At 73.6% G+C, this 20765-nt stretch carries 14 protein-coding genes and 1 pseudogene; 5 read left to right on the top strand and 10 right to left on the bottom strand.

Features of this window, described 5'->3' with window-relative positions:
• Positions 1 to 535 precede the first annotated feature (535 nt).
• From ACP7TJ_RS20155 to ACP7TJ_RS20135, 5 genes and pseudogenes are all read right to left on the bottom strand, one after another.
• A pseudogene (locus tag ACP7TJ_RS20155) lies at positions 536 to 1403 on the bottom strand (serine/threonine-protein kinase); the annotation flags it as partial.
• Between the two features lie 83 nt (positions 1404 to 1486).
• Positions 1487 to 3136, bottom strand: a complete 1650-nt coding sequence (locus ACP7TJ_RS20150; protein ID WP_189910517.1) for a serine/threonine-protein kinase — start codon at positions 3134 to 3136, stop codon at positions 1487 to 1489.
• Between the two features lie 147 nt (positions 3137 to 3283).
• The gene (locus ACP7TJ_RS20145; protein ID WP_427764351.1) at positions 3284 to 5737 is read right to left on the bottom strand and encodes a protein kinase domain-containing protein; all 2454 of its coding nucleotides are present in this window, start codon (positions 5735 to 5737) and stop codon (positions 3284 to 3286) included.
• A 152-nt stretch (positions 5738 to 5889) separates the two neighbouring features.
• Positions 5890 to 7914, bottom strand: coding sequence for a serine/threonine-protein kinase (locus ACP7TJ_RS20140; protein ID WP_427767410.1), 2025 nt, complete (start codon positions 7912 to 7914; stop codon positions 5890 to 5892).
• Between the two features lie 379 nt (positions 7915 to 8293).
• A complete protein-coding gene (locus ACP7TJ_RS20135; protein WP_093767452.1) occupies positions 8294 to 10000 on the bottom strand; it encodes a glycerol-3-phosphate dehydrogenase/oxidase in 1707 nt (568 codons plus the stop codon).
• A gap of 275 nt (positions 10001 to 10275) precedes the next feature.
• Between ACP7TJ_RS20135 and ACP7TJ_RS20130 the strand changes: the two genes are divergently transcribed.
• Positions 10276 to 11484: a nucleotide sugar dehydrogenase gene (locus tag ACP7TJ_RS20130; protein ID WP_167741047.1), complete on the top strand. Its 1209-nt coding sequence runs from the start codon at positions 10276 to 10278 to the stop codon at positions 11482 to 11484.
• Between the two features lie 103 nt (positions 11485 to 11587).
• Here ACP7TJ_RS20130 and ACP7TJ_RS20125 read toward each other — a convergent pair whose 3' ends face one another.
• The 4 genes from ACP7TJ_RS20125 to ACP7TJ_RS20110 form a co-directional block, all read right to left on the bottom strand.
• On the bottom strand, positions 11588 to 12712 hold the full coding sequence (locus tag ACP7TJ_RS20125) for a GuaB3 family IMP dehydrogenase-related protein (protein WP_093767454.1): 1125 nt from the start codon (positions 12710 to 12712) through the stop codon (positions 11588 to 11590).
• Positions 12713 to 12839: 127 nt separating this feature from the next.
• The gene (guaB, locus tag ACP7TJ_RS20120; RefSeq protein WP_401406919.1) at positions 12840 to 14345 is read right to left on the bottom strand and encodes an IMP dehydrogenase; all 1506 of its coding nucleotides are present in this window, start codon (positions 14343 to 14345) and stop codon (positions 12840 to 12842) included.
• A gap of 182 nt (positions 14346 to 14527) precedes the next feature.
• Positions 14528 to 15115, bottom strand: coding sequence for a sigma-70 family RNA polymerase sigma factor (locus ACP7TJ_RS20115; RefSeq protein WP_093767456.1), 588 nt, complete (start codon positions 15113 to 15115; stop codon positions 14528 to 14530).
• Between the two features lie 687 nt (positions 15116 to 15802).
• Positions 15803 to 16414, bottom strand: coding sequence for a response regulator transcription factor (locus ACP7TJ_RS20110; protein ID WP_003948568.1), 612 nt, complete (start codon positions 16412 to 16414; stop codon positions 15803 to 15805).
• A gap of 380 nt (positions 16415 to 16794) precedes the next feature.
• Between ACP7TJ_RS20110 and ACP7TJ_RS20105 the strand changes: the two genes are divergently transcribed.
• Complete coding sequence (locus ACP7TJ_RS20105) at positions 16795 to 17127, top strand: WhiB family transcriptional regulator (RefSeq protein WP_006130727.1); 333 nt, start codon at positions 16795 to 16797, stop codon at positions 17125 to 17127.
• 94 nt (positions 17128 to 17221) lie between these two features.
• Here ACP7TJ_RS20105 and ACP7TJ_RS20100 read toward each other — a convergent pair whose 3' ends face one another.
• Entirely contained in the window at positions 17222 to 18118 is an 897-nt protein-coding gene (locus ACP7TJ_RS20100) for a LysR family transcriptional regulator (RefSeq protein WP_093767457.1), read from the bottom strand.
• A gap of 92 nt (positions 18119 to 18210) precedes the next feature.
• Between ACP7TJ_RS20100 and ACP7TJ_RS20095 the strand changes: the two genes are divergently transcribed.
• The 3 genes from ACP7TJ_RS20095 to ACP7TJ_RS20085 all read left to right on the top strand — a co-directional run bounded on the left by ACP7TJ_RS20095 (position 18211) and on the right by ACP7TJ_RS20085 (position 20623).
• On the top strand, positions 18211 to 18891 hold the full coding sequence (locus tag ACP7TJ_RS20095; protein WP_266548431.1) for an MOSC domain-containing protein: 681 nt from the start codon (positions 18211 to 18213) through the stop codon (positions 18889 to 18891).
• 86 nt (positions 18892 to 18977) lie between these two features.
• Positions 18978 to 19751, top strand: a complete 774-nt coding sequence (locus tag ACP7TJ_RS20090; protein ID WP_093767459.1) for an SDR family NAD(P)-dependent oxidoreductase — start codon at positions 18978 to 18980, stop codon at positions 19749 to 19751.
• Between the two features lie 164 nt (positions 19752 to 19915).
• A complete protein-coding gene (locus tag ACP7TJ_RS20085) occupies positions 19916 to 20623 on the top strand; it encodes an ester cyclase (protein WP_093767460.1) in 708 nt (235 codons plus the stop codon).
• Positions 20624 to 20765: the final 142 nt, after the last annotated feature.

Below are 20765 nucleotides of genomic sequence, written 5' to 3'. Positions count from 1 at the left end.
GCCGGACCACCGCCCTTCCACAGCGGGCCGCCACCGGTCACAGACCCGTGACCGACGCCGGAACGTATGCCGTTTTTGTACGGCTATGCGGCCGAGGCGGACGAGGAGGCTTCCGGCGAGGACGAACCCGCCTCTGACGAGGGCGTGGACGAGGTATCGGCACCGGTGGGCGAGGCGCCGGCTCCCGTGGACGAGGCGCCGGCCCCCGTGGGCGACGGCGCCGGTCGCCGCGGGGTGGTGGCGGGCGGCACGGGCCCGGGCGTCGACCCGGTCGCGGGGGTCTCGGGCGCCGTGGTGCTGGGCGTGGAGCCGCCCCCTTCGCCGCCCCGGTCCTGGAGCAGCAGCGCCCCTGCGGACACGCCCGCCCCGGCCAGCGCGGCGATCACCAGCGCCGCCACCAGCGCGCCCCGGGTGGGCTGACGGCGTACGGGGCGGCCGTCCGGCGCGTCCTGCGGTGCGGTCTCCGGCACCTCCCGCCACACCGGGGCCCGGCGGCGGGGCGGCTCGCGGTCCGGGAGCAGGTCGAGCGGGGCCGTCTCGGGCGTCCGGCCGGTCGCGAGGAAGGCGCGCAGCATCCGTTCGGCCCGGTCGGCGTCCAGCCGGCGGTCCGGGTCGCGCTCCAGCAGGCCGCGCACCACCGGCAGGATCGGCCCGGCCTGCGCGGGCGGCCGGATCTCGTCGACCACCACCGCGTGCAGCACGCCGCTCAGCGAGTCGCGGCGGAACGGCGACTCGCCGCTGAGCGCCGCGCACAGCAGCGCGCCCAGCGACCACAGGTCCGACTCGGGCCCCGTCCGCGCGCCCGACATCCGCTCGGGGGCGGTGTACTCGGGCGAGCCGACGAACGACCCGCTCTCGGTGAGCGTGGTCGAGCCCGGCATCTGGGCGATGCCGAAATCGGTGAGCAGCACCCGGTCCGTGCCGTTCTCCAGCAGCACGTTGGCGGGCTTGAGATCGCGGTGCAGCACCCCTGCGGCGTGCGCGGCGCGCAGCGCGCCCAGCAGGTCGACGCCGATCCGCGCGGCCTCCGCCGCGTCCACCGGCCCGTCGGCGGCCACCCGGTCGGCGAGGGACGGACCGTCAATCAACTCCAGGACGATGTAAGGGCGTTCGTTGTCCTCGACGACGTCGTGCACGACGATGATGTTCGGGTGGCTGAGCTGGGCCAGGGCGCGGGCCTCGCGCAGGGTGCGTTCCCGCTGCCGCCGGGCGTCGGCCGCGGTGAGCGTGTCGTCGAAGGGCAGTTCCTTCACCGCGACACCCCGGCCGAGCAGTTGGTCCGTGGCCCGCCACACCACGCCCATGCCGCCGCGTCCGAGCAGTGCCTCCAGGCGGTAACGTCCCGCCACGACGCGGGCGTTGGCCCCGTCGGTCCCGTTGTCCGGCTCCCCCTCGGTCACCATGCGCCCATCATGCCCCACCGGATGTGTCCGCTCCGGTACGGCGATTCGGCCAACGGGCGCACGTCCGCGCACGCCGGGGGCGGTCAGGGCTCGCGCCAGCCTCTGAGAATCGTCTCGAACTGCTGCCTGGTCGTGTCCCAGTCCTCGGCGGGCCCGGCCATGTAGAGGGCGTACTCCACGCCGTCGCGCGTGAGGTACATCTGGTCCACCGCCCGGTACGGCCCGGGGAACTCGGTGTCCTTGGGCAGCGCGGTCCAGCTGTACTCCAGACGCGCGGCCTCGCGGTCACGGTAGGTCAGGCGCTTCAGCTCGATCTGCTCGTAGTCGACGAGACGCCCGCCGACCTGCTGGTCGAGGTCGCTGAGGTGGTCGAACGGGTCGTCGAAGTCCGGGGAGTCGTCGGCGGCGATGCGCAGGAAGTGCTTGCCGCCGTCGGGGGTGTAGTCGACCTGCTGGGTCTCCTCGTCGAACACCACCCGTTCCCAGTCCTCGCCGGGCAGGACGACGGTGAACCCGAAGGGGTCGCTGCGGCGCACCCATCCCTCGGGCAGGCTGCCCGCGTCGGTCCCGCCGGTGTCCGACACGCCGGGCGTCTCCACGGTGTCCGCGGTCTCGGTCGGCGCCGCCGTGACGCCGCCCCGGTCGTCCTGCTGCTGGAGCACCACCGCCGTGCCCCCGCCGATGATCGCGGCCAGCGCGACGACCAGGGCGACCGTCCGCCCGCGCGAGCGCCGGCGCGGCACCACGGGCGCCCCGTACGGCGCCTGCACGGCGGTGGAGCCGCCGCCCTGCGGGCGGGCCGGCGCGCCGGTCGCGTACGCCGGTGCGCCCGCGCCGGGGTGCGGTCCGGTCTGGCGCGGCAGCGGAACGTGGGCGCCGACGGCCCGGGTGGGCACGTACTCCTGCGCCGCGCGGGGCCGGCGTCCCTCCGCGGCCTCGGCGAGCATCTGCTCGGCCGTCGCGGCGTCGGGCCGGGTGGCCGGATCCTTCCGCAGGAACGCGCTGATGACGGGCGCGAGCGGGCCGGCGTGCCGGAGCGGCTCGGCCTCCTCCTCGACGACGGCCTGCATCGTGGTGAGCGGCGAGGTCCGGCGGAACGGCGAGAGGCCCTCCACCGCCGTGTACAGGGTGGCGCCGAGCGCCCACAGGTCGGAGGCGGGGCCGGGGTCGTGGCCGCGGACCCGCTCGGGCGCCAGGTAGTCGACGGACCCGACGACCTCGCCCGTGCGGGTGATGGCCGCGTCGCCGTCTATCTGCGCGATGCCGAAGTCGGTGAGCAGCACCCGGCCGTCCCGGCCGAGCAGCACGTTGCCGGGCTTGACGTCGCGGTGCAGGACGCCGGCGGCGTGCGCGGCGCGCAGGGCGCGCAGCACCCACAGGCCGATGCGGGCCGCCTCACGGGGCTCGACGCGCTCCTGCTCCTTGACCACGTCGGCCAGCGAGCGGCCCTCGACCAGCTCCATGACGATCCACGGCCGGCCGTCGTGCTCCAGCACGTCGTGCACGGTGACGACGGCCGAGTGGTTGATCCGCGCGGCGGCCCGCGCCTCCGCGCGGGTACGGGCCAGCAGGGTGGCCTGTTCGCTGTCGGAGACGTAGAGCGCGGCGGTCAGTTCCTTGATGGCGACGGAACGGTGCAGCACCTCGTCGTGTGCACGCCACACCCGGCCCATGCCACCGCTCCCGATGGATTCGCCGAGTCGGTAGCGGCCCGCGACGAGCGAGCCCTGCATCTGATTCACGTTGCCCCGCAATGGTCTTGACAGGGCAAGGGTAGGTACCCCGGCCCGTCCTGGGAACCGAGGGGGTGCCAGAGAGACCGCACTGTGATGGTTTGTCGCGCCCCCGCGTCGCGTCTCCCCTCACGGTCGCGCCGGTGGTCAGCCGGTGTGCCGGTACGTGGCGGCCGCCTGCTCGAAGAGCCGTGTCACCTCGTCCCGTTCGCTGTCAGGGCCGCGCACCTGCACCACGTGGTAGCGGCCGTCGATCAACGCCGCGAGGTTACGCACGTACAGCTCGCCCTGGTCGCCGGTCCAGGTGAACTGGCCCTCGGCCATGACCCGTCCGCCGACCTCGATGGTCTTCAGCCCGGTGGAGGTGGCCCAGCTGGAGTCGCGGTAGGGCTGCAGCTCGCGCTCGGCGTCCCGCTGGTAGGCCATCGGGTCGCCGCCGAACTGCTGGGCGCTGTCCCGGCCCGGCACCACGATGAGCTCGAAGTCGCCTTTGGAGTAGACGACCTGGCCGCTGCCGTTCTTGGCGGTGCGCTGCCAGCCCTCGGCGACGGCGACCTCGAAGCCCTCGGGGTCCTTGCGCAGCGTGAAGCCGTCGGCGGCCTCGGGGCCGGTGGTCTGCGTCTCGGTCGAGGCGGCCGACTCTTCGGGGCTGGTCTGCGGACCGTCGCCTCCGCTCGGGGAGTTGTCGCCGTCCGGGCGCGCGTCCCCCGAGGGGCTCGGCGCGGCCCCGCCGACGGCTCCGGTGCGGTCGGCGGAGGGCGACCCGGTGGTCTGCTCGCCCGCCTTCGGCATGAACAGCATCGCGTACGCGATCGCCGCCGCCATGGCGAGCAGCACCAGCAGGAGCAGGGTGCGGCCGAGGCGGCGCGGTGAACCGGCGCGCGGCGCGGCCTTCTTGTGCCGCCCGTGCCGCGCGGGCAGTCCGGCGCGCCGCCTGCGCACGAGTTCTCCCCGGCGCCTGACGACCGGCAGACGTCCCACGTCGACCGGCGGGGCCGTTATGACGTTCAGGCCCGCCTCCGGCTCGGGCGCGGACCGCGCCAGCGACCGCAGCCAGCCGCGCAGCTCCTCGAAGTCGGGGCGCTCGGTGGGGTCCTGGCGCAGCAGCGACTCCACGACCGGGCGCAGCGGGCCGCACTCCTCGGCGAAGGCGGGCGGCTCGGCGCACACCATCTGCACCAGCTCGGCCGTCGACTCCTCCGGGTAGGGGGCGTGCCCCTGCACGGCGCGGAACAGCAGCGCGCCCAGCGCCCACAGGTCGGTGACGGGTCCGATGGGCGGGGCGAGCTGCCAGTTCTCGTGCACGGGCCCGGCCTGCTCGGGCGCCCATCGCTCGGTGACGGGCCCGACGACGGCCATCCGCGCCTGCCGGGCGCGCTCGGCGGCCAGCGCGGTGGCGGGGCCCCGGCGGGCGGGGGCGTGCGGGGCCGGCTCGTCCCAGCGGCCGGCGGGGGCGGCGGGAGCCACTCCGGACTCGGGGGCGGCGGCCGCGGGTTCGGGCGTGCCGCCCGCCTGTGCGCCGATGCGGGGGGTGGCCCCGTGCCAGCCGGAGGCGGCCGCCCCGTACGGGTCGGCTATCTGTCCCGGGGGCGTCGACGGCCGCTGCCCGGCGCCCTCCTCGGGGGCGGGGCGCGCCCCCGGCAGCGCGCGGGAGCCCTGCTGGGCCTCCTGCACGCGGGCCGCGGCCCGGGCGCCCGCGCGGTAGGCGGCGATGGCACCGGCCCGCGCCGCCCGTACGTCGCCCGCGCTGTCCAGGGCGCGGGGCGCCACCACGGGCGAGAGGTCGCCGGGGCCGCCGGTCCCGCCGCCCGGCAGCCGTCCGGCCCGCGCCTCGATGGCCGCGCGGCGCGCCGCGTCCGGGTCGGGGTCGGCGGTGAACCCGGGCGGCCAGGCCGGTCCGCGCCCGCCGTCCGCTCCGGCGCCCGGGCCGAGCGCCTCGAGCGCCGCGCCCGGCTCCGGTCCTTCGTCGTCGGCGGGCGGCACCGGGTCGTAGCCGCACAGCGCCTCCTCGGCCGCGCCGACCGCGAGCCCGGTGAGCATCACCCGGCCGTCGTCGCAGACGAGGACCGTGCGCGCGGTGATGTTGCGGTGGACCCAGCCGTGGGAGTGCAGCACCCGCAGGGCGGTGAGCACGTCGGAGGCGACCTCGGCGGCCCGGTAGGGGGACAGCGGCTTCTCGGCGAGCAGCGCGGCCAGCGGGCGCGCGGCGACGCACTCGCTGACGATCCACAGCGAACCGCCCTCCGCGAACACGTCGAAGACCTGGTCCAGGCGCGGATGGTCGGGCAGGGCCGCCGCGGCCTGCGCGGCCTCCACGGCCCGCCGCACCACCGGGTCGGCGGGCCGGCGCACCGCGCCCTGGCCGCCTCCGGGCACGCCTCTGCCGCGCCGCGCGCCGTCCCGGGCGGTGAAGCCCTCGGGCAGCCCTTCGGCGTCCAGCACCTCGGCCTCGACGGCCTCCGGCAGCGGCACCTGCCGGACCAGGACCTCCTGGCCGCTGTAGGTGTCGAAGGCGCGGCTCTCGGTCAGCTCGTACTCGTCGGAAGGAGGCAGGGGCAGGCGGTAGCGGTCGGCGAGAACCCGTCCCGCATAGTCGTCCACGTTGCCTCCCCCGGCACTACGGTCGGTCAGTTCCGTTCTCCGGACAGCCCGTTCCCGCTCCGTACGGTCCGCAACCACTCACGATACGTGCCGGAGGCAACCCGCAGAGAGGGGATGCCACATCTGGCGTCCCGATCCGCGGGCCGGGCGGATCAGGACTTCGGGCGGAACGTCTCCGTCAGCGTCCGCCACGTGTTCTTGCGCTGCTCGCCGTCCCACGCGTCGGCCCTGGCCGTGTAGAACAGCCCGTACCCCAGACCGTCGTTGACGACGGTGCCCCGGTCCACGGACCGGTAGGTGACGCCGCCGTCGACGTAGGTGAACTCCCAGTCGGCCGTCTTCCAGCCGCGGTACTCCACCGCCACGATCCGTATGCGCTTGTACTGGGAACGCACCATGAAGCGCTCCTGGTTCGTCCAGTCGGCGACCGGGTCGTCCTTGGGCGTGGTGGTCCAGCCGATGAGCAGCTTCTGCCCGTTCGGCCCGGTGAAGCGGTCTCCGGCGTCGCCGGACGACTTGTACGTCCATCCGGCGGGCAGACCGATCGAGTAACCCTGCTTCCCCCGGTACGTCGTGGCCGCCCCGGCCTCGCCCGTTCCGCCGCCTGCGGCGTCCGAGGAGCTGCCCGGAGCGGCGCCGCCGCCCGTCCCGGTGGAGCCGGGGGAGGCTCCGGCGCTCGCGCCCGTCCCGGTGGACGCGGTGGCGGAGCCGTCGGTGCGGGTGCCGTCCTCGTCGTCCTTCCTGGTCTCGGCGCTGGGGGTGCTCTCCGCCGCGGTCCGGTCGCCGCCGGCGCCCTGGGCGCCCTTGCCGCCCTCGTCGTCGCCGAGGGTGAGGGCGAGCACGGTGCCGATCACGGCGAGCACCACGACCAGCGCGATGACCACCAGCGTGCGGCGCGGCACCACGTCGGTGATCGAGGCGCGTGGCACGGGCCGCGCGGGGAGGTCCGGCGGGGTCATCACGGGCCAGCCCGAACTGCGGCCTCCGGTGGCCGCGTCGGCGCCGCGCGCGCCTCCTGCCGTCCCCGCGGCGGGGCTCGCGGCGGTCGCGGACCGCGCGGCGGCCGGCGTCGCGTCCGGGGTGCGGGTCGCCGCGCCGGACGCCGAGGCCGGGGTGGAGGCGGACGTGGAGGTGCCGGACTTGGTGCGGGCGGCGCCGGCCGCGCCGGCCGCCACCGCGGCCTTGCGCACGGAGCGCAGCGCTCCGCGCAGCTTCTCCGCGGCCTCCTCGCCCCGCTTGGCGCCGGTGTCCCGCGTGCCGGGCTGCTCGGGCAGCGGCACGACGCGGGTGGCGTCGGCCGGCTGTCCGTCGGCGTCCTCGGCGTCGGGCGCGCTGATGACGGCGGTCAGCATGGCCCGCGCGGCGCGGTCGTCGAGCCGCTGGGCGGGGTCCTTGTTCAGCAGCCCGTGGATGACGTCCCGCAGGGGGCCGGCGTTCTTCGGCTCCTCCAGCGGTTCGGTCATCACCGCGGTGAGCGTCGCGATCGCGGAGCCCTTGTCGTACGGCGGTGTGCCCTCGACCGCCGCGTACAGCAGGCCGCCGAGCGACCACAGGTCGGCCGCCGGTCCGGGCTTGTGCCCGCGGGCGCGCTCCGGGGAGATGTAGGAGGGGGCGCCGACGAGCATGCCGGTCGAGGTGATGGAGGGGTCGCCCTCGACCTGGGCGATCCCGAAGTCGGTGAGGACGACGCGGCCGTCGTCGGCGATCAGCACGTTGGACGGCTTCACGTCGCGGTGCAGGATGCCCTCGCGGTGCGCGGACCGCAGCACGTCGAGGACGGCGAGCCCGACCTCGGCGGCGCGGCGCGGCTCCAGCAGGCCGTCCTCCCGGATGACCTCGGCGAGCGACTTGCCCTCGACGAGCTCCATGACGATCCAGGGACGGTCGTCCTCCTGGACCACGTCGAAGACGGTCACGGCGCTGGTGTTGCGGATCCGCGCGATCGCCTTGGCCTCGCGCAGCGTCCGGGTGATCAGCCGCCGCTTCTCCTCCTCGTCGATGTTCGACGGGAAGCGGAGCTCCTTGACGGCGACCGTACGGCCGAGGGTCTCGTCCTCGGCCCGCCACACCGTCCCCATGCCGCCGCGGCCGAGCACGTCTCCCAGCCGGTACCGCCCGGCGAGGAGACGTGCGCTCTTGTCCTGACGGGATGTCCCCGCCCGCTCCGCCTCCGACATGCGTCCCCTCATGCAACCCGCCCTGACAGAGCCTTCATTGTCCCTCACCCGACAAGCGCCCGACGCCCAGGGTGCCCCTGTCCACCCACCGGACACGGCGGGGGGAGGGGTGGGGGAACGAAGCGTTCACCCACTCTGCCGGACGGGTGCCGACAAAGGCGGACCCGAAGCGCACCGATTCGGTCACAGGTGGGCCGGCCTGACGCTTCGTCGCCCAGGTCGGCAGGGGCGCGGGAGCCCTGAGCCCTCGCACGCCGCAGGTCCCGAACCGGTCGCAAAGATGGCCGAGTCGAGTCCCCGGCCGCACGAATGGCCGAGTCGCGCCCCCGGGCGCGCCGGGCAACCGCCCCGTGCCCTGGGGGAGGGGCCGTCGCCCGGACTACAGCGGCACGATGTCCGGCGCCCCCAGCCGGGCCGCGTCCGCGGTCAGGTCGTCGGGCTGCCGCTGCGACTCCCGCTCGGCCTCCACCCGCTTCTCGTAGTGCTGCACCTCGCGGTCGATCTGGCCGCTGTCCCAGCCCAGCACGGGCGCCATCAGCTCGGCGGCCTCGCGTGCGCTGCGCGTGCCCCGGTCGAACGTCTCGATGGATATGCGGGTGCGCCGGGTCAGCACGTCCTCCAGATGGCGCGCGCCCTCGTGCGAGGCGGCGTAGACGACCTCGGCGCGCAGGTAGTCGTCGGCGGCCCGCAGCGGCTCGCCCAGGGACGGGTCTCCGGCGACGAGGTCCAGCACCTCCTCGGTGAGCGACCCGTACCGCTGGAGCAGGTGCTCCACCCTCACCGGGTGCAGGCCGGTGCGGGCCGCCGTGCGGGCCCGGCCGTTCCACAGGGCGTGGTAGCCCTCGGCGCCCACCAGCGGGGTCTCCTCGGTGACGCAGTCCGCCACGCGCAGGTCGAGTCCGTGCACCGCGGCGTCCACCGCGTCCTTGGCCATCACCCGGTACGTCGTGTACTTGCCGCCCGCGACCACGACGAGGCCGGGGACCGGGTGGGCGACCGTGTGCTCGCGGGACAGCTTGCTCGTGGCGTCGGACTCGCCGGCGAGCAGCGGGCGCAGCCCCGCGTACACCCCTTCGACGTCGTCCCGGGTGAGCGGGACCGCGAGGACCGAGTTGACGTGCTCCAGCAGGTAGTCGATGTCGGCGCTGGAGGCGGCCGGGTGCGCCTTGTCGAGGTCCCAGCCGGTGTCGGTGGTGCCGACGATCCAGTGCCGGCCCCAGGGGATGACGAAGAGCACGGACTTCTCGGTGCGCAGGATCAGCCCGGTGGTGGAGTGGATGCGGTCCTTGGGCACGACCAGGTGGATGCCCTTGGAGGCGCGCACATGGAACTGGCCGCGCTCGCCGACCATCGCCTGGGTGTCGTCGGTCCACACGCCGGTGGCGTTGACCACCTGCTTGGCGCGGATCTCATACTCGCCGCCGCCCTCCACGTCCTGCACCCGGGCGCCGACGACGCGCTCGCCCTCGCGCAGGAACCCGGTCACGCGGGCGCCGTTGGCGGTCCTGGCGCCGTACGCCGCGGCCGTGCGCACGAGGGTGAGCACGAAGCGGGCGTCGTCCATCTGGGCGTCGTAGTACTGCAGGGCGCCGACCAGCGCGTCCTTCCGCAAGCAGGGCGCGGCCCGCAGGGCGTGACGGCGGCTCAGATGACGGTGCACGGGGAGGCCACGGCCGCGGCCGTGGGTCATCGCCATGGTGTCGTAGAGCGCGACGCCCGCCCCGGCGTACAGCCGCTCCCAGCCGCGGTGCTGCAGCGGGTAGAGGAACGGCACCGGGCGCACGAGGTGCGGGGCGAGCTTCTCCAGGAGCAGGCCGCGCTCCTTCAACGCCTCGCGGACGAGCGCGAAGTCCAGCATCTCGAGATAGCGCAGCCCGCCGTGGATCAGCTTGCTGGAGCGGCTGGAGGTGCCGGACGCCCAGTCACGCGCCTCGACCAGTCCCGTGGACAGACCGCGCGTCACCGCGTCGAGCGCCGTGCCCGCGCCGACCACGCCGCCGCCCACCACCAGGACGTCCAGCTCGCGCTCCGCCATGGACGCCAGTGATTCGGCGCGCTGCGCCGGCCCCAGTGTCGCTGTCCTCACCGCTGCCTCCCGCTCATCGGTCGCATCGGCCACACCCGTCGGGCGAAGCCCGGTCTCCCACCCTCATGCCCAAATTCTGACCGGGTTGCCCGGCTTCAGCCACACGCCGCCTCGAGCTGTGGACAACCGCCCCGCGGAACGACTCACCGAAAACAAGCCGATCAATCCCACATATCGGTCATATTTACTCCTAGTCTGACATTGCGCTCGCCTGTCCAGTGCACAGCGCTTGCGCACCTGTCGCACTCCGGCTATTGGGAAGGACGGTCCACGCCATGCCCGCAGATCTCGCCGTCATCGGACTCGGCCCGTTCGGACTGCCCCTGGCCCAGGCCGCCGTCGCCGCCGGCATCCCCACCGTCGGGTACCGGACCGGCCCCGAGCCCGGCTCCCTCAGCCCCGCCGAGCAGCGGCGCATGCTCGCGCAGGGCTTCCGGGTCACCACCGGCGCGGCCGAGCTCGGCCGGGTGCGCACGGCCGTGATCTGCGTGCCCACCCCGCCGGCCGCGGACGGCGGGCTCGACCTCTCCCAGGTCGAGGCGGCGGCCCGCACCCTCGCCGCGCAGCTCCGCCCGCACACCACCGTGATCCTGGAGTCCCCCGTGCCGCCCGGCACCACGGAGGGCCCGCTGCTGCGGCTGCTGGAGTCCGGGTCCGGCCTGCGCGCGGGCCGCGACTTCCACCTCGCCCACTGCCCCAGCCGCGTCGACCCCGGCAACCGCGACGTCACCCCCGCCAACACGCCGAAGGTCATCGGCGGCCTCACCCCGGCCTGCACCGAGTCGGCGGCGGCCTTCTACGGTCGCATCACCGACAAGGTGGTCCGCGCCCGCGGCCCCCGCGAGGCCGAGACGGTGCAGCTCCTGGAGACCAACTTCCGGCACGTCAACATCGCCCTGGTCAACGAGATGGCCGCCCTCTGCCACGACCTCGGCATCGACCTGTGGGACGTGCTGCGCTGCGCGGAGACCAAGCCCTTCGGCTTCCTCGCCTTCCGCCCCGGACCGGGCGTCGGCGGCCACACCGTCCCCCAGGACCTCACCGCGCACGCCGGCCGCACCCTGCGCATGGCGGAACTGGCCCAGGAGGTCAACGGCCGCATGCCCCGCTACGTCGTGCAGCGCGCCGCCGCCCTGCTCAACGAGCACGGCAAGTCGGCGCGCGGCGCGCGCGTGCTGCTCCTCGGGGTCACCTACAAGGCCGACCTCGCCGACCTCCAGGGCAGCCCCGCGCAGGAGATCGCGGTCCGCCTGATGGAACTGGGCGCCTCGGTCAGCTACCACGACCCGCACGTCCCGTCCTGGAACGTCCTGGACCGCCCCGTCCCCCGCGCCGACTCCCTCTACGAGGCCGCCGCCGACGCCGACCTCACGATCCTGCTCCAGCAGCACCGCACGTACGACCTCCAGGGCCTCTCGGTCAAGGCACAGCTCCTCCTGGACACCCGGGGCGCGACCCCCACCGGGGCGGCGCACCGGTTGTGAGAGGGGGCGCGCGGCGGGCTCCGGGATGATGCGCCCGGCGCAGACGTTAAAGGGGCCGGTCACCCGTTCAGGTGACCGGCCCCTTCTCGTGGCCCGAGGGCGACTACCGGCGGTGCTGCGAGTCCGCCACCGTCACCTCGACGCGCTGGAACTCCTTCAGCTCGCTGTAGCCCGTGGTGGCCATGGCGCGACGGAGGGCGCCGAAGAGGTTCATCGAGCCGTCGGGGGTGTGGGACGGGCCGGTGAGGATCTCCTCCAGCGTGCCCACCGTGCCGAGGTCGACCTTCTGGCCGCGCGGCAGTTCCTCGTTGACGGCCTCCATGCCCCAGTGGTGGCCGCGGCCGGGCCCGTCGGTGGCGCGGGCCAGCGGGGAGCCCATCATCACGGAGTCCGCGCCGCAGGCGATCGCCTTGGGCAGGTCGCCGGACCAGCCGACGCCGCCGTCCGCGATGACGTGCACGTACCGGCCGCCGGACTCGTCCATGTAGTCGCGGCGGGCCGCGGCCACGTCGGCGACCGCGGTGGCCATCGGCACCTGGATGCCCAGCACGTTGCGCGTGGTGTGCGCGGCGCCGCCGCCGAAGCCGACGAGGACGCCCGCCGCGCCGGTGCGCATCAGGTGCAGCGCGGCGGTGTAGGTGGCGCAGCCGCCGACGATCACCGGGACGTCCAGCTCGTAGATGAACTGCTTCAGGTTCAGCGGCTCGTGCGAACCGGAGACGTGCTCCGCCGACACCGTGGTGCCGCGGATGACGAAGATGTCCACGCCCGCGTCGACGACGGCCTTGGAGAACTGGGCGGTGCGCTGCGGGGAGAGCGCGGCGGCGGTGACGACGCCGGAGTCGCGCACCTCCTTGATGCGCTGCCCGATCAGCTCCTCCTTGATCGGAGCGGCGTAGATCTCCTGGAGGCGGCGGGTGGCCGCCTCGGCGGGCAGGCCGACGATCTCGTCGAGCAGCGGCTGCGGGTCCTCGTAGCGGGTCCACAGGCCCTCGAGGTTCAGCACGCCGAGGCCGCCGAGCTCGCCGATGCGGATCGCGGTGGCCGGCGAGACGACCGAATCCATCGGAGCGGCCAGGAACGGCAGCTCGAAGCGGTAGGCGTCGATCTGCCAGGCGATCGAGACCTCCTTCGGGTCCCGCGTACGGCGGCTGGGGACGACCGCGATGTCGTCGAAGGCGTACGCCCGGCGGCCGCGCTTGCCGCGCCCGATCTCGATCTCAGTCACGTCTGTGGCCTTTCCCTGTTGCGTTGCAGCGCCTTCCAGTATCCCCGACGGCCGCGGCGCCCACCGCCCCGGCGGCACGGGCGAGGGCGGCCCCGGTGGTCCGGAGCCGCCCTCGGGAAGCCCGCCGCTACTGGCGGCTGTAGTTCGGTGCCTCGACCGTCATCTGGATGTCGTGCGGGTGGCTCTCCTTGAGACCCGCCGAGGTGATCCGGACGAAGCGGCCGTTGGCCTGGAGCTCCGGGACGGTGCGGCCGCCGACGTAGAACATCGACTGGCGCAGACCGCCGACGAGCTGGTGGACGACGGACGACAGCGGGCCGCGGTAGGGCACCTGGCCCTCGATGCCCTCGGGCACCAGCTGCTCGTCGGAGGCGACGCCCTCCTGGAAGTAACGGTCCTTGGAGAACGACTTGCGGTCGCCACGGGTCTGCATGGCGCCCAGCGACCCCATGCCGCGGTACGACTTGAACTGCTTGCCGTTGATGAACATCAGCTCGCCCGGCGACTCCTCGCAGCCCGCGAGCAGCGAGCCGAGCATCACCGTGTCGGCGCCCGCGACGAGCGCCTTGGCGATGTCGCCGGAGTACTGCAGCCCGCCGTCGCCGATGACCGGCACGCCGGCCTCCTTGGCGGCCAGCGCGGCCTCGTAGATCGCCGTGACCTGCGGGACGCCGACGCCGGCGACGACACGCGTGGTGCAGATGGAGCCGGGGCCGACACCGACCTTGATGCCGTCGCAGCCCGCGTCGACGAGCGCCTTGGCGCCGTCGCGGGTGGCGATGTTGCCGCCGATCACGTCGACGCCGGAGGAGTTCGACTTGATCTTGGCGACCATGTCGCCGACCAGCCGGGAGTGGCCGTGCGCGGTGTCGACGACGATGAAGTCGACGCCCGCCTCGATCAGCGCCTGGGCGCGCTCGAACGCGTCACCGGCGACGCCGACCGCGGCGCCGACCAGCAGGCGGCCCTCGCCGTCCTTGGCGGCGTTGGGGTACTTCTCGGCCTTGACGAAGTCCTTGACCGTGATGAGGCCCTTGAGGACGCCGTCGTCGTCGACCAGCGGAAGCTTCTCGATCTTGTGGCGGCGCAGCAGCTCCATGGCTTCCGGGCCGGAGATGCCGACCTTGCCGGTCACCAGCGGCATCGGCGTCATGACCTCGCGCACCTGACGGGAGCGGTCGGTCTCGAAGGCCATGTCACGGTTGGTGACGATACCCAGCAGCTTCTTGTTGCCGTCGGTCACCGGGACGCCGCTGATGCGGAACTTCGCGCACAGCGCGTCGGCCTCGCCGAGCGTGGCGTCCGGGTGGATCGTGATGGGGTCGGTGACCATGCCGGACTCGGACCGCTTCACCAGGTCGACCTGGTTGGCCTGGTCCTCGATGGACAGGTTGCGGTGCAGCACGCCGACGCCGCCCTGGCGGGCCATCGCGATGGCCATGCGGGACTCGGTCACCTTGTCCATGGCGGCGGACAGCAGCGGGATGTTCACCCGCACGTTCTTGGAGACGTACGAGGCGGTGTCGATCTCGTCGGGTGCCATGTCCGACGGGCCCGGCAGCAGCAGCACGTCGTCGTAGGTCAGCCCGAGTGTCGCGAATTTTCCGGGCACTCCGTCGACGTTGGCAGTCATGACACCTTCCCCAAATGGCCTTGATCGGTGCGGATGTCCATGCTAACGGGAAGCGCGGGTGTCTCATTCCACGGTTCCGCACGGTCCCCGGCTTCGTAGGTTCGTACGGGAACGGCTGATCGTCCGTTCATATGCAACTGATGCGCTGCCGCGCTCACGAAGAGGCGGCGCGGGGACGGGCGTTACTGCTCCGCCAGGGCCCGCAGCCGGCTCAGCGCGCGGTGCTGCGCCACCCGGACCGCGCCGGGTGACATTCCCAACATCTGGCCGGTCTCCTCCGCGGTGAGCCCCACGGCGATGCGCAGGAGGATCAGCTCGCGCTGGTTCTCGGGCAGGCTGGCCAGCAGTTTCTTGGCCCACTCGGCGTCGCTGCTGAGCAGGGCGCGCTCTTCCGGGCCGAGCGAGTCGTCGGGCCGCTCCGGCATCTCGTCGGACGGCACGGCGGTCGAACCGGGGTGCCGCATGGCGGCGCGCTGGAGGTCGGCGACCTTGTGGGAGGCGATGGCGAAGATGAACGCCTCGAAGGGCCGGCCGGTGTCCTTGTAGCGGGGCAGCGCGAGCAGCACCGCCACGCAGACTTCCTGGGCGAGGTCCTCGACGAAGTGCCGGGCGTCGCCCGGCAGACGGGAGAGACGGGTGCGGCAGTAGCGCAGGGCGAGGGGGTGGACGTGGGCGAGCAGATCGTGCGTGGCCTGCTCGTCTCCGTCGACCGCGCGGTGGACGAGCGCACCGATCGCCCCGTGGGCCGTGCCCGCCTCGTCGTCGCGCATCGGTCCATGGTGCCCTGCGGACGCGGGGTCCGTGGCACCGTGTCCTTGGTTGTGCACCGAAGCGTTATGAGCAGGTGCGCCGGAACTCATCCCTCGCGCCCTCCCCTTCCGCTCGACCGACTCGTCCCCGAGGAACTCCACACCTCAAGGATGCGGCATCCGCCGCGAAACGAGCAGTGGGTCCTTCCCGGCCGCGGCGAACACCACGTCCGCCCTGTGGGCCGGCCCACGCCCCGAGCGGCCCACGGACCGCTCCGCGGCAGGCCCGCCCGCGGGACGAGGGGCCTGTGCACGGAGGTACGAGGCGTCCGTCACGGCACACGACAGTGCGGGATGTCACGGGCGCGGGGTGCGCGACCGTCCGTCCGGTGGCCGCGAGCACCCACGTCCCGAGGGGAACGTTTGCCGCCCGCCCACGACACCGCGACCGAACCCGGGACCGCGAGCTGGGCCGCCCACGTCCTGCCGGACGATCCGCACCGGACCGCCGCGCGCACTCGACACGTCGTACGACCACCGCGCGACGCCCGCGAACCGCTTCCGCGGGTCCCGCCGCGGCCCGAGACGCCCCGGCACCGCGTCCACCCGGACGACAGCTCACCGGATCCGGGCCCGGAAGCGTGTCCGGACCCCGCGCCGGTACGGCGCACCGCAGCCCGGCCGGCCCGGTCCGAAGGACGGGACGGCCTACCGCACCAGGCCCCACCGGAACCCGAGCGCCACCGCGTGGGCCCGGTCCGAGGCGCCGAGCTTCTTGAACAGACGGCGCGCGTGGGTCTTCACCGTGTCCTCGGAGAGGAACAGCTCGCGGCCGATCTCCGCGTTGGAGCGGCCGTGGCTCATCCCCTCCAGCACCTGGATCTCACGCGCGGTGAGCGTGGGCGCAGCGCCCATCTCGGCCGAGCGCAGCCGGCGCGGGGCGAGCCGCCAGGTCGGGTCGGCGAGCGCCTGAGTGACCGTGGCGCGCAGCTCCGCGCGGGAGGCGTCCTTGTGCAGATAGCCGCGGGCCCCGGCGGCCACCGCCAGGGCGACGCCGTCCAGGTCCTCGGCGACCGTGAGCATGATGATGCGTGCTCCGGGGTCGGCGGAAAGCAGCCGCCGTACTGTCTCCACGCCGCCCAGACCGGGCATGCGCACGTCCATCAGGATCAGGTCCGAGCGGTCGGCGCCCCAGCGGCGGAGGACTTCCTCGCCGTTGGCCGCCGTCGTCACGCGCTCGACGCCGGGCACGGTCGCGACCGCGCGGCGGAGCGCCTCTCGGGCAAGCGGGGAGTCGTCGCAGACGAGGACGGAAGTCATGGCCGCCCTCCGCAGCTGATGCGCGTCACCTTGAGCCTCCAGGCTGGTACGAAATCGTCACCTTGCGGTCGACCGTCTCGGACGCCCGCCCGAGCGCTTGTTCCTTCAACCGCCTCGCACTCTCAACGACGGTCACTCGAAAGAGTTACGGGGCCGTCTGCCATCTTCGGCACTCTACGTGAGGAGGTGCTCACGGTGGAGACATGCGCGACGTACCCCCCGACTTTCACCACAAGCCATGCCCCATTTAGACCCTTTTCTTCCCCTTCGATGGTGTCCGGAGCTAGATTCGCAATGAGTCATATTTTCATCTCCTTTGATCGTAGTTGTACGGTCGTGGACACCGGATCCGCCCAGTAACGGCTACAAGGGGTCACGCAATGGCAGATTTCTCCCGCCTTCCCGGACCGAACGCGGACCTGTGGGACTGGCAGCTCCTGGCTGCCTGCCGCGGGGTGGACAGCTCGCTCTTCTTCCACCCGGAGGGCGAACGGGGCGCCGCCCGCAGCGCACGCGAGAACTCGGCCAAGGAGGTCTGCATGAGGTGCCCGGTGCGCGCCGAGTGCGCCGCACACGCGCTGGCGGTGCGCGAGCCGTACGGCGTGTGGGGCGGCCTGACCGAGGACGAACGCGAAGAACTGATGGGGCGGGCGCGCAACCGGCTGGTGTCGGCGTCGGGCGCCGGCGGACACGCCACCGCCTCGAACACCTGAAGGAACGTTTCTCCAGAAAAGAGCCCCGGCACGCTCGCGTGCCCTTGATCCGTCGGCCGCCCGCTGCCGGCCCGTCGCCGTCGGCCGGCTTCCGTCACCTGGCGGCGGCCGCCGCCAGTTTCTCCAGCGTCGCGGTGACCGCGGGCACCTGGGCGAGGTCCGGCAGGGTGAGCGCGACGATCTCCCGCCGTACGGCGGGCTCCAGGTCCACGGTGCGTACGCCGCGCGGCCGCAGCGACTCCAGCGCGAGCTGCGGCAGGACCGCGACCCCGAGTCCCGCGCCGACCAGACCGGCGACCGCCGGGTAGTCGTCCGTCGCGAAGTCGATGCGCGGGGTGAAACCGGCCGTCTCGCACACCTCGACGAGCTGCCCCCTGCAGCGCGGGCAGCCCGCGATCCACGGCTCCCCCGCGAGTTCGCCGATGGCGACCGACCCCGCGCGGGCCAGCCGGTGCCGTTCCGGCACGAGCCCGACCAGCCGGTCCGACAGCAGCGGCCGTACCACCAGGTCGTCCCACTCCTCCGCGCCCGCCGCGCCCTCGTAGCGGAAGGCGAGGGCCACGTCGCAGTCGCCCTCGCGCAGCATCCGCACGGAGCGGGGCGGTTCGGCCTCCTCCAGGGAGACGCGCGTGCCGGGGTGGGCGTCACGCAGTGCGGCGAGGGCGGTCGGCACGAGCGTGGAGCTGCCGCTGGGGAACGACACCAGCCGCACCCGTCCCGCGCGCAGTCCGGCGATGGCCGCGACCTCCTCCTCGGCGGCGGTGAGCCCGGCGAGGATGCCCGCCGCGTGCCGCACCAGCGCCTCACCGGCCTGGGTCAGCCGCATCTCGCGGCCGGTGCGGATGAGCAGCGGCGTGCCGACGGACGCCTCCAGCGCCTTCATCTGCTGGCTGACGGCGGGCTGGGTGCACCCCAGGTCGCGGGCCGCGGCGGAGAAGGAACCGGTGGAGGCCACGGCGCGCAGCACGCGGAGGTGGCGGGCTTCGATCACACCGCCAGGATACCCACAGGGATAAGCCCGCCTTTGATCAATGAGGAATAAATGCGTCGAAGCTTTGACGTGGATGCCCTACCGTGCACCGCATGAAGCTTCTGTCTGTGAACCTGGGCCGCCCGAAGCCCGTCCCCTACACGGGTCAGCGCGACGGCCTGACCGGTATCGACAAGCGTCCGGTGGAGGGGCCGGTGCGGGTGTCGGCGCCCGGTGCGAAGGGCATCGGCGGGAGCGGTCTGGCCGGGGACGCGGTGTGCGAGACGCGGCACCACGGCGGGGACGACCAGGCGGTGTACGCGGTGGCCCGCGAGGACCTCGACGAGTGGGAGCGCGCGCTGGGCCGCACGCTGTCCGCCGGCGCGTTCGGCGAGAACCTCACCACCTTGGGCGTCGACGTCTCCGGCGCGCTGATCGGCGAGCGCTGGGCCGTGGGCCCCGAGGTCGTCCTGGAGGTCACGTCCGGGCGTATCCCGTGCCGCACCTTCCAGGGCCATCTGGGTGAGGAGGGCTGGGTCAGGCGGTTCACGGAGCGGGCCGCGCCGGGGGCGTACCTGCGGGTGATCACGCCTGGCGAGGTGCGCGCGGGGGACGCCGTACGCATCGTCCACCGCCCGGACCACGACGTGACGGTGGCCCTCCAGTTCCGGGCGGTGACGACGGAGCGCTCCCTGCTCCCCCGGCTGCTGGCGGCGGGGGACGCGCTGCACCCGGAGGCGCTGGGGAAGGCGCGGGAGCATGTGAAGAAGTCCGGCGCGGCCGTGGAGGTCTGACCGTACGTCGGCGCGTGTCCTGGAGGCCCGGTGTCGGCCCGCACCGCAGAGCGGACGGCTCCGCTCCGGGTAACTACTCTTGGGCCATGACAACGGCTCTGATTACGGGATCGACGGCGGGAATCGGTGCCGCGTTCGCGCGGCGGCTGGCGGCCGACGGCCACGACCTGGTGCTCGTGGCCCGGGACACCGCCCGGCTTCGGGAACAGGCGACCGAGCTGCACGACCGCCACGGCATCGAGGCGGAGGTGCTGACCGCCGACCTGGCCGAGGACAAGGGCATCGAGGCGGTGGAGCGCCGGCTCGCCGACCGCCGTAACCCCGTCGACCTGCTGATCAACAACGCCGGGTTCGGGCACAAGGGCCGCTACCTCGAGGTCCCCATGTCCGACGAGCTGATGATGCTCAAGGTCCACTGCGAGGCCGTGCTGCGGCTGACGTCGGCGGCGGTGGAGGCGATGCGGGAGCGCGGACGCGGCGGGGTCGTGAACGTCGCCTCGACCGCGGCGTTCGTGCCGCGCGGGACGTACGGCGCGTCCAAGGCGTGGGTCGTGCAGTTCACGCAGGGCGCGGCGCAGGACCTGGCCGGTCACGGCGTACGCCTGATGGCGCTGTGCCCCGGCTTCGTGCGCACCGAGTTCCACCAGCGGGCCGGCATGGGCACGGACAACATCCCCCGGTGGATGTGGCTGGACGCGGACAAGGTCGCCGCGGCGGCGCTGGCGGACCTGGCCCGGGGCAAGTCGCTGTCCGTCCCGGACCCGCGGTACAAGGTGCTGATGGGGGCGTCGAAGCTGGTCCCGCGCGGGCTGCTGGGCGGGATCTCGTCGCGGACGGGACGGAAGTACGGGCCTCGCTGACGCGGACGGGCGGAAGTACGGTCCCGGCAGGCCACGGGTGCGCCTCGGGCACTCCGCCCTGCGCACGGTCACGGCGGGACGCGGGCCGCTCCCCGGAGGAAGATGGAGGGGACAGGACACCCGAACCGAGACACCCGGCCCCGGGTGCCGGAGGTGGCGACCTCATGACCTTCGTACAGTTGATCGACTGCAAGACGAGCCGGTTCGAGGAGATGGACCAGCTCATGGACCGGTGGGTCGAGCAGACCAAGGGGAAGAGGACGGCGACGCACGCGGTGGTCGGCAAGGACCGCTCGGACGCGTCGCACGTCGTCGAGATCGTGGAGTTCCCGTCGTACGAGGAGGCGATGCGGAACTCGCAGCTGCCGGAGACCGACCGGATCTTCCGGGAGATGGTGGCCCTCTGCGACGAGATGCCCACCTTCACGGACCTGGACGTGGTGCGCGACGCCCAGCTGAACACGGACACGGCGCGGCGCTTCTTCGAGGTGGCGGTCACGGCGGATGACCTGTCCGGGCTGTCGGGTCTGGTCGAGGAGCACTACCACGGCCACGATCCGGCCAACGAGCAGGACGTGCTCGGCCTGGACCACCTCCGGCGCGAGCTGGACGAGTGGCGCGGCGGCTTCGACTTCACCTTCCGCGTCGAGGACCACATCGCCGAGGGCGACCGGGTGTGCACCCGCTGGGTCTGGAAAGCGACCCACCGGGCCGACTTCCTCGGCATCCCGGCGACGAACAAGGACGTCACCATGACGGGCACGACCATCTTCCGCTTCGGCGACAACGGCAAGATCGTCGAGGGCTGGTGGGAGTACGACCGGCTGGGGCTGATGGCGGAGCTGGGGGCGCTGGAGCCGGTGGACCTCTGATCCGGCGGGGCTCCGCCGGTCAGCCGATGCGGGCGGCGGTGGTGCGCGCACATCAGGGCCTCAGTGTGTGGGTGTCCACCTCCAGGTCGTAGAACACCCCCTCGTGGCGACCCAGCGCTCCTCCCAGCCGCCCGGCCCTGGC

The sequence above is a fragment of the Streptomyces sp. DSM 41931 genome, from assembly GCF_050271085.1.
Lineage (GTDB): Bacteria > Actinomycetota > Actinomycetes > Streptomycetales > Streptomycetaceae > Streptomyces > Streptomyces albogriseolus.
The sequence above is the reverse complement of the archived record's forward strand: the minus strand, read 5'-3'. Positions and strand labels throughout refer to the sequence as shown.